5 protein-coding genes are annotated in these 4,662 nt (G+C 50.7%); 2 read left to right on the plus strand and 3 right to left on the minus strand.

The annotated features are described in order from the left end of the window. Positions 1-505, plus strand: a 505-nt coding sequence (gene cas1, locus AWU74_RS03880) for a CRISPR-associated endonuclease Cas1 (RefSeq protein WP_162504769.1), incomplete at its 5' end; no start/stop codon positions are given. 10 nt (positions 506-515) lie between these two features. After that, entirely contained in the window at positions 516-785 is a 270-nt protein-coding gene (gene cas2 / locus AWU74_RS03885) for a CRISPR-associated endonuclease Cas2 (protein WP_202811814.1), read from the plus strand. A gap of 435 nt (positions 786-1,220) precedes the next feature. On the opposite strand, the gene AWU74_RS03895 is transcribed toward cas2, so the two are convergent. The 3 genes from AWU74_RS03895 to ftsA all read right to left on the minus strand — a co-directional run. Continuing rightward, positions 1,221-2,150 (minus strand): tyrosine recombinase, encoded by a 930-nt coding sequence (locus AWU74_RS03895; protein ID WP_086045932.1) that lies wholly within the window; start codon positions 2,148-2,150, stop codon positions 1,221-1,223. Positions 2,151-2,153: 3 nt separating this feature from the next. Beyond that, positions 2,154-3,413 carry a cell division protein FtsZ gene (gene ftsZ, locus AWU74_RS03900; RefSeq protein WP_062327824.1) on the minus strand — a complete coding sequence of 420 codons (1,260 nt, stop codon included), beginning with the start codon at positions 3,411-3,413 and terminating at the stop codon, positions 2,154-2,156. Between the two features lie 43 nt (positions 3,414-3,456). After that, positions 3,457-4,662: cell division protein FtsA (gene ftsA, locus AWU74_RS03905; RefSeq protein WP_162504770.1), on the minus strand; the 1,206-nt coding region annotated here is incomplete at its 5' end.

Here is a 4,662-nt window from a genome sequence, read left to right on the forward strand (position 1 = left end):
GCTGCAAGAGATAATGGGCACAGAAGGCGTCGCTTCTAAGCACTATTTTTCCGCCGTGTTTGAGGAACATAACTGGAATGCGCGGCGTCCTCGCGTCAAACACGATATGGCAAACTGCCTTTTAGATATTGGGTATTCGCTGTTGTTTAACCTTGTGCACGGACTTATTGAATTGTATGGGTTTGACGCGTATGTCGGCGTGCTGCACCGGCAGTTCTATCACCGGAAATCGCTCGTGTGCGATTTGGTGGAACCGTTCCGTCCGATTATCGATTCAACGCTTCGTAAAGCGCTGAACCTTGGACAGTGCCATACAGCCGATTTTTCTGTAGCGCAGGGACAATATTTTATTGTCGGGAAAAAAGCAGCCCCATACATTCAATTGTTTATAAAAAATTTGTTAGAATACCGGGAAGAACTGTTTTTGTACATTCAGTCTTATTACCGTGCATTCATGCGGGAAAAGGCGGTAAGCGAATTCCCTTTTGTCAATTTTGAGAAATGACGCCATGCTTGTGATAAGCTATGATATTAGCGACGATAAAACACGGACGCAGTTTTCAAAATTTCTGTCAAAGTTCGGCTACCGCCTGCAATATTCGGTATTTGAAATCAGAAACAGCGAACGGGTGCTGAAAAATGTTATCACCGAGATTGAAAACACCTATGTTGCGCATTTTACAGAGACAGACAGTATCATTATATTCAATTTAAGCGAAACGTGCAAAAAACTTTGCTATGGGTACGCTAAACATGATGATGAAAACTTCATCTTGGTCGGATGAATGCAAACTTGGTGTCTCACTATGCCTGCGGTGCGTGATTTTGTCTGAATTCCCGTTTTTGTTATGCCAAATGCAAAATATCGCAATGAATAGCGCTTTATAGGTGAGATAATGCTTGTATACTGCCTGAATTTCAGGCAGTATAGATAAAAATTGCCATTAAAAATGGATGTTTGAGTGTCTGGACGTTACACAGGGAGTGTTCACGCAACACAAAGCAACGCCGAGTTTTCTCAAGAAACTCAAACATTACCCGTGCAGCGCGTCGGCAATGCTTCACGCAAAAAAACGTTGCGGATATCGGGTGCATATCACGATACTGCCGAAGGGCGGCGGCAGCGAGAGAACATGAACGTGTTCGCGGCACCGGTTCCTTCCATCTAGAGAGGAAGATGTGCGGGACTTCGCGCTGAAAACCGTCGAAGCTGCTGTCGGCTATGCGTGGCCGGGGAAATACCGCCGGTGGCTCTCTTGCAGTTGCGCTGCGTCAACGTGCGTATAAATTTGCGTGGTCGATAAATCCGAATGCCCCAGCAGCTCCTGCACGGAACGCAAATCGGCGCCGCCTTTGAGCAAATGCGTCGCGAACGAATGCCGGAGCGTATGCACCTTCGCGGATATCCCCGTTCTCGCCTCAATGTCTTGAAACCGCTTCCAAATGCTTTTGCGTGACAGCGGCCGCCCGCGGCGACTGACAAACACCTCCGGCACGGCGCGGCTACCCACAATTTCGGGGCGGAACCGTTCAAGCCATTCCGCCAGCCACCGCCTCGCGTCCTCGCCGAACGGCACCATGCGCTCCTTATTTCCCTTGCCGAGGACAATCAGCAGGTGTTCCGCAAGGTGTGTCTGCGTTATTAAAAGCCCCGTCGCTTCGCTGACGCGTAGTCCTGCGGAATAAATCAGCTCAAACAGCGCACGGTCGCGCACGCCAAGCGCCGTATCGGCGGCGATTCCGGAAAGCAGCGTGTTCACCTTGCACTCCGAAAGTGCTCGCGGCAGGTCCCGTGCCGAGCGCGGGCGGTCAAGGCGGAGTGCATAGTTTTCTCCCCAGATTTTCTGCCGTGCCAGATATGCCCCGAAGGTGCGTAGCGCAGAAATATCCTTTGCCACTGTCTTGTTCGACGCACCCTCCGTATGGCGCTTTGCCAAATAATAGGCGAGTTCCCGCATGCCTGCTTTTTCAAGCGAGAGCGCGTTTTTCGCGCACCACCTGCCGAAAAGCGACAGCGACAGCGCGTAGGTTTCGACCGTAAGCGCCGCCTTCCCTTCTGTCAGCGCCAGTTCCGCACAAAACGCAGACAGCGCATTGGCAAACAGCGATTTTGCCAATGCGCTGTCTGACGAGGAGTTCTTGTGCGTCATTTCTTACTCGTTCCCCAAATGAATTTTTGGATTTCTCAGCACGGCGGGTATTTTCAGGTCAGTGTTGTTTCCTGCCCCTCCTGACCGGCTAAACGGCAGTTCTGGAGGAGCTGCTGCACCGATTCGCGGAGCGGCATTTTTCGCGCGGAGTGCCGTTTCCGGTACGGGCGGTCGTCCGGAGCGGAGCAACGTTTTTGTAACGCCCAGATACTCCGCAGTGCCGACATATGAATCACTTCTTCTTTGAAGGCGGGCTGTCTGCCCTGCAGGCTCAAACACTGCTTCCTGATACGAAGCATCGCGGTTAAATCCCGTCGCAATCACGGTAACTCCGATGTCGTCTTGCATGGAAGCGTCTATCACCGCGCCGAAAATGATAAGCACGTTTTCGTCGGCGGACGCATTGATTATGTTCATCACCTCATCCACTTCGGTCAGTGCCAAAGATGTTCCGCCAGTAATGTTTACCAATAAGTTTTTCGCGCCGTCTATCCTCGAATCCTCCAACATCGGATTGTTAATGGCGGCCATTGCGGCGTCAACCGCACGGTTTTCGCCGCTTCCCACGCCCACGCCCATAATCGCGTCGCCTTTCCCTTCCATTGTCGTTCGGACGTCGTTAAAATCGACATTCATCAGACCGGGTCGTGTAATGATATCGGAAATACCCTGTACGCTTTGCCGAAGCACATCGTCTGCTACTGCAAATGCATCCTGAAGCGGCGCGCGTTTATCGATAATCTTCAGGAGGTGCTGATTGGGAATAATGATAAGTGTATCGACTTCGTTGTGCAGTTTTTGAATGCCTTCCTCGGCGAGCGCCATTTTTTTTCTGCCTTCAAAACTGAACGGTTTGGTAACAACGCCGACCGTAAGCGCGCCCACGTTTTTTGCGATGCGGGCAATAACCGGAGCGGCTCCGGTGCCTGTACCGCCGCCCATGCCGGCGGTAATGAATATCATATCCGCACCTTTCAGTGTGTCCGTCAGCATTTCTTCGTCTTCCAACGCTGCCTGCTCGCCGACTTCGGGTTTTCCGCCTGCACCGAGACCGCCCGTCAGCTTAGAGCCTATGCCGATTTTTTTCGCCGCCTGCGAGGCCGATAGCGCCTGCAAATCAGTGTTCACCGTGATAAATTCGATGTTCTGCACTTCGGCTTGAATCATGCGATTCACGGCATTTGACCCGCCGCCGCCGCAGCCAACAACTTTAATAACCGTATGGTCCTGTTTTTCTTCGCCAATGACAGAAAAATTCAACATAATAGTGTTCTCCCGACCCAATCAAACGAAAAGCACAAAAGGGTTAAAAAAACTCTCCGAGAAGTTTTTTCGCTTTCCCCGCAAGCGACATTTTCTTATTGCTCCGCTCATTATACTGATGCCCGCGCTTTGTTTCAAATTGTTTTCGTTCTTCCGTCATCCTCATCACCAGCCCTATAGCAGTCGCGTATTCCGGAGTTCTGAATTCGTCGGCAATACCTTCCAGCTTCTCCGGATACCCAATGCGTACCGAGCTTGTGTTGAACACCGTCTGCGTCAATTCGACCACGCCAGGCAACTGCGTCCCGCCGCCTGTCAGTACGATGTTTCCTGATAAACTGTCAGTTTTTGTAAGCCGAACGATTTCTCGCCGCGCTATAATCAAAATTTCTTCCATACGCGGTTGGATAATCCGGCACAATTCTGTTCGCGGAATCGCTTCCGGCGGACGCCCTCCTACGCCTGGAATAATGATTTCTTCGCGTTCCTCAAGCAGTTCTTCCCAGCAGCAACCCGATGACAGTTTAATCCGTTCGGCGGTCTCAAAGCTGATTCCTTTCATAATCGAGATATCGCTTGTCACATAGCTTCCGCCGATTGGCAGCGATATCGTGCAGACTGGCGCGCCGGCCGTTAATACCAGTATATCGGTGGTTCCGCCACCTAAATCAATTAAAATAGAGCCAAGGTCAAGTTCTTCTTCTGTCATCACTGCTCTGACCGCAGCGAGCGTTTTCAACATAACGGCTTCAAGTTCATAATTTGCGCGAATAAGGCAACGTTGGATATTTTGTAAAGGCGTAATTGCGGAAGTAATAATATGCGCTTCGACTTCCAGCCGCACGCAAATCATATCGAGAGGGGCTTTAATGTCTCGTTGCCCGTCAACCGCATAAGACTGGGGTATGACGTGCAGGATTTGCCGATCCATCGGGATGACGATAGCTTTTGCCGCGTCGATCACCCGCTCGATATCCTCTCGGTTTATTTCCCGGATTTTATTCTTTTTCGGCAAAACAGCGACCAGCCCCTTTGAATTAAAACCGTCTACCTGACTGCCACCGATTGCGGCAACGCAAGAATGCACCTCATAGGGAGACATCATTTCAGCGTTTTCAACCGACTCGGCAATAGAATGCCGTGCTGCTTCAATATTAACGATGACGCCCTTCTGCAAACCCATCGAAACACTCTTACCGATTCCTGAAATTTGCAACGCATTGCTTTCAGTGATTTCGCCAATAACTGT

The organism is Treponema endosymbiont of Eucomonympha sp. (assembly GCF_001028545.1).

What these genes read in the sequence shown, in the direction of transcription:
- AWU74_RS03895 (WP_086045932.1), bottom strand. Translation starts at nt 2,150, where the DNA reads ATGACGCACAAGAACTCCTCGTCAGACAGCGCATTGGCAAAATCGCTG.
- ftsZ (WP_062327824.1), bottom strand. Translation starts at nt 3,413, where the DNA reads ATGTTGAATTTTTCTGTCATTGGCGAAGAAAAACAGGACCATACGGTT.